Source organism: Streptomyces sp. E2N166, assembly GCF_003671715.1.
Classification (GTDB): Bacteria; Actinomycetota; Actinomycetes; order Streptomycetales; family Streptomycetaceae; genus Streptomyces; species Streptomyces thinghirensis.
This window is the reverse complement of the sequence record NZ_RAIF01000032.1, coordinates 1,813,407-1,817,794: the sequence shown is the minus strand read 5'-3', so window position 1 is coordinate 1,817,794 and position 4,388 is coordinate 1,813,407. Positions and strand designations below refer to the sequence as shown.

The window sequence follows — 4,388 nt, the reverse complement described above, 5'->3', positions numbered from 1 at the left end:
CGGTGGAGGAACTGGGCCGGACCATGGCCCGGATCCTCACCGGCATCACGCAGCACGGCGCGTCCCGGCAGCAAATGACCCTGCCGACCGAGCTGGTGGTGCGCGAGTCGTCCTGACGCACGGCCCGGAGGCGAGGCGAGGGGGCGGTCGCGGATCCGTGCCTCATCAGGTCGCGGGCCCCGCGCTCCGCCAGTCGGGGACGGCGGTCCCCGAAGGGGCGTCGCTGCGTCCGTAGTGGTGGCGTGGTGAACATGTACACGAGGCCGACGGCCACCATCACTCCCCCGCCGAGCAGCCCGATCCAGTTGTCCTACCAGGGGACGCCGGGGGTCCGGGGCCAGGAGATGTTCACGATGGCGAAGATGCCGTAGGCGAGCGCCCCGACGTTCCCCAGCGGGCCCCACCGGCCCAGCCGGTACTCGCCGCTCGGCTTCCAGCCCTTGCCGCGGGCTCGCAGCGCGGCCAGGACGACCATCCGGAACGCGGCGTGGATGCCCAGGATCGCGAGGGACACGATCTTGGTGAGGGCGTCCGTCGAGATCAGCGAGCCGACGGCGATCAGCGCCGGGACGGCCGCGGCGACCAGCAGCGCGTACTCGGGCACCGCGCGGGTCGGGGAGATCTTCCGCGGCAGCCGGTGGCCGATGATCATCTCGCCGCGGGCGTAGGTGAAGGTCGCCGCCGCGCCACCCACGTAGATGGTGCGTCGCAACGCCTTGGGTATCACCTTGCCGGGGTGTGCCACCTCCTCGGCGACGTCCCCGCAGGCCTCGAAGCCGTAGTACTGGTATAAGCCGATGATCGCCGCCCCGAGGAAGACGGGCAGGCAGGAGCCGTCGCCGGCGGCCCCGTAGTCGTCGAAGAGGACGCCCGGGCCGTGGAAGCGATGCGTGACCAGCAGGATGACGCCGACGACGAGGGCGATACCGGGGAGAGGTAGGTGAAGCCGAGGGGGAGTTCGCCCACGGCCCCATCTCCTTGCGGAACTCCGAGTCCTTCTGCCCGTGGCCGGCGTCCGAGGGGTGGCCCGGCGTTCCGGGAACCGTCGCCGGGGCTACCCTTCCACGGCCGGCGGCCGTGGGGCCGGCCGGGCGGTGATGAGGTCCGCCGCGCGCTCGGCGGCGAGCAGTACGGTGACCATCGGGTTGACGGTCGGCATGGTGGGGAAGACGGACGCGTCCACGATCCGCAGCCCGTCGTGGCCGCGCAGCCGCAGCTGGGGATCGAGTACCGCCATGGGATCGTCCTCGGCTCCCATCCGGCAGGTCCCGGCCGGATGGTAGACGGTGTGTGCGGCGCGGCGTCCGTACTCGGACAGGTCGGCGTCCGAGCGAACGTCCGGACCCGGCGCCACCTCCCGCAGCAGCCAGTCGCTGAACGGCGCGGTGGACGCCACCTCGCGGGCGATCCGCAGGCCTTCGACGATGGTGCGCTCGTCGTGCCCGTCCGGGTCGGTGAAGTAGCGGAAGTCCAGGGCTGGTTTGACGTCCGGGTCGGCGCTGCGCAGCCACATGCGGCCGACGGACCGGGCGCGTGGCACGTTCGGGGTCATGCAGACGCCGTGCTCGGGGACGGGGTAGCCCAGCCGTTCGGTGTTGGTGGTGAACGGCACCTGGTAGAAGTGGAACATCAGGTCCGGGCGCGGCCCTCCCGCCGGGTCGCGGCGCAGGAAGAGCCCGGCGTCGGAGTCCATGGCAGAGTTGGGCGGCAGCGGTTCACGGGTCTCCCACACCATCACCGACTCGGGATGGTCCAGCAGGTTCTCGCCCACCCCGGGCAGGTCGGCGCGGACCTCGATGCCCAGGTCCCGCAGTTGGTCGGCCGGGCCGATGCCGGAGAGCATGAGCAGGCGGGGCGTGTCGATCGCCCCGGCGCACAGCAGCACCTCGGCGTCGGCCTCCAGTGTCGAGAGGGAGCCGTCGGGGTTGCGGACCTGGACGCGGGTGAAACGGCCCTCGCTGTCGGTCGTCAGCCGGTAAGCCCAGGTTTCCAGGCGCAGCGTCAGGTTCGGGCGGTTCAGTACAGGGTGCAGGTAGGCGACGGAGGCGGACGAGCGGGTGTTGGTCTCCGGGTCGTAGGCGAGGGAGAAGAAGCCGGCGCCGTCGGTGAAGGGGCGGGCGTTGAAGTCCTCGACGACCGGCACACCGAGCCGGGTGGTCGCCGCCGTGACGAAGTCCTCGGCGATCGCGTTCCGGTCGGCGGCGCCGACGGGCACGATCGTGTTCTGCAGCCGTGTCCGGTACGGCAGGATCGTCTCCGGCTCCCAGCCGGTGCAGCCGCGCTCCGCCCACTCGGCCAGGTCCTGCGGGAACGGAAGGAAGCTGATCAGAGTGTTGTGCGAGGAGCAGCCGCCGAGGACGCGGGCGCGGGAGTGCAGGATGTGCGAGTTGCCGCGGGGCTGTTCCTCGGTGGTGTAGCCGTAGTCGAACTCGGAGCCGAGCAGGTTGATCCAGTTCCGGAGCCGCAGGATCCGTTCGTCGCCGACATCGCTGGGTCCGCCCTCCACCACGCACACGCGGCAGGCCGGGTCCTCGCTCAGCCGGGCGGCCAGTACGCAGCCGGCCGTACCTCCGCCGATGATCACGTAGTCGTAGGTCGTCGTCTCGTCGTCCATGGCGTCGCCTTCTCTCTCGCCCTGCCCGCTCAGCCCTTGAACCAGCCGGAGGGAGCCGGCCTGAGGTTCTGGTAGATGTGCTTGGCCTCCTGGTATTCGCGCAGGCCGGTGGGCCCGAGTTCCCGGCCGAAGCCGGAACGGCCGAAGCCGCCCCACTCGGCCTGCGGCACGTAGGGGTGGAAGTCGTTGATCCAGACCGTGCCGTGCCGCAGCCTGCCGGCGACCCGCTGGGCTCGGCTCGCGTCGTTCGTCCACACGCCGCCGGCCAGGCCGTAGCGGGTGTCGTTGGCCAGTTCGACGGCCTCGTCCTCGGTGCGGAAGCGCTCCACGGTGACGACCGGACCGAAGACCTCCTCCTGCACGATGCGCATGGAGCGGTCGCAGTCGGCGTAGACGGTGGGCAGCAGGAAGAACCCGCGGGACAGCTCGGGGTCGTCGGGGCGGCGGCCGCCGCAGACCAGGCGGGCGCCCTCGTCGCGGGCGATCTCCAGGTACTTCTCGACCTTCGCCCGGTGTTCCGCGGAGCTGAGCGGCCCGCTCTCGGTCGTCGGTTCGAGCCCGCTGCCGAGCCGGATGGACTGCGCGCGGGTGGCCAGCCGCTCCACGAACCGGTCGTGCAGGCCCTCCTCCACGAGCAGCCGCGAGCCGGCCGAGCAGACCTGCCCCGAATGCAGGAACGAGGCCTCCAGGGCGTGGTCGACGGCCGCGTCGAAGTCGCAGTCGGCGAAGACCACGTTGGGGTTCTTGCCGCCGAGCTCCAGGGCGAGGTTCTTCACGCCCGGCGCGCACGCCTCCATGATCCGGCGCCCGGTGGCCAGGCCGCCCGTGAAGGAGACCAGGTCGACCTCGGGGTGGGAGGACATCGCCGCGCCCACGGTGCCGCCGGGGCCCAGGACCAGGTTCGCGACCCCGGGCGGCGCTCCCGCCTCCGCGATCAGCCGGATCATGTGGATCGTGGACAGCGGTGTCGTCTCGCTCGGCTTGAGCACGAAGGTGTTGCCCGCCGCCAGGGCCGGGGCCACTTTCCAGGAGGCTTGCAGCAGCGGGTAGTTCCACGGCGCGATGAGGGCGCAGACGCCGAGGGGATGGTAGGTGACCCGGCTGAGTACGTCGGGGCCGACGTCCACCACCCGGCCGCCGTCCTTGTCGGCGATCTCCGCGAAGTAGCGGAACGCGTTCGAGACGTCCTCGACGTCGATGCGTGCCTCGGCGAGCGTCTTGCCGGTGTCGAGGGATTCGACACGGGCGATCTCCTCCTGGTCGCGCAGGAGGAACCGCGACACCCTGAGCAGCACGTCGGCCCGCTCCCGGGTGGGCGCCGACGGCCAGTCGCCCCGGTCGAAGGCCCGCCGGGCGGCTCGTACGGCCAGGTCGACGTCCGCCTCGTCGGCGTCGTCCACCTGCTGGATGACGGACGCGTCGAAGGGGTTGATCACGTCCCACCGCGCGCCGCCCACGGCGGCCGTCCACTCGCCGTCGATGAACAGTTCCGGCATCGCAGGCTCCCTCACTCGTACCTGTCCGGTGCCGACACAGCCCTCCGGCGCGGCACACCTGGCACCAACATCGTCCGAGGGGCCCGCGCCGGTCATGTGGACGCACCGGCCGAGGGAGGGTTGGGCGGGGATGTGACCTGGTTGGGCTAGCTTGGGCGTGGATGCGGAGGCTCGTCGTCCGCCGGAGGCCGACGGGGGCGACCCGGAGATCGGAGGTCGTGTCGCCGGAGACGGGCCGGCCGAGCCCGTCGGGTGGGCACCCTCGTGGCCGGCGCGGG

The 4,388-nt window shown here is 71.8% G+C and carries 3 protein-coding genes and 1 pseudogene; 1 reads left to right on the top strand and 3 read right to left on the bottom strand.

The annotated features are described in order from the left end of the window. A pseudogene (locus EBH09_RS38115) lies at window positions 1–116 on the top strand (LacI family transcriptional regulator); the annotation flags it as partial. Between the two features lie 194 nt (window positions 117–310). Here the strand turns inward: EBH09_RS38115 and EBH09_RS38110 are convergent. The 3 genes from EBH09_RS38110 to EBH09_RS35325 form a co-directional block, all read right to left on the bottom strand. Next, window positions 311–898 carry a hypothetical protein gene (locus EBH09_RS38110; RefSeq protein ID WP_238697592.1) on the bottom strand — a complete coding sequence of 196 codons (588 nt, stop codon included), beginning with the start codon at window positions 896–898 and terminating at the stop codon, window positions 311–313. A gap of 156 nt (window positions 899–1,054) precedes the next feature. After that, a complete protein-coding gene (locus tag EBH09_RS35330) occupies window positions 1,055–2,614 on the bottom strand; it encodes a GMC oxidoreductase (RefSeq protein WP_121750845.1) in 1,560 nt (519 codons plus the stop codon). 29 nt (window positions 2,615–2,643) lie between these two features. Beyond that, the gene (locus tag EBH09_RS35325; RefSeq protein ID WP_121750844.1) at window positions 2,644–4,110 is read right to left on the bottom strand and encodes an aldehyde dehydrogenase family protein; all 1,467 of its coding nucleotides are present in this window, start codon (window positions 4,108–4,110) and stop codon (window positions 2,644–2,646) included. Window positions 4,111–4,388 lie beyond the last annotated feature (278 nt).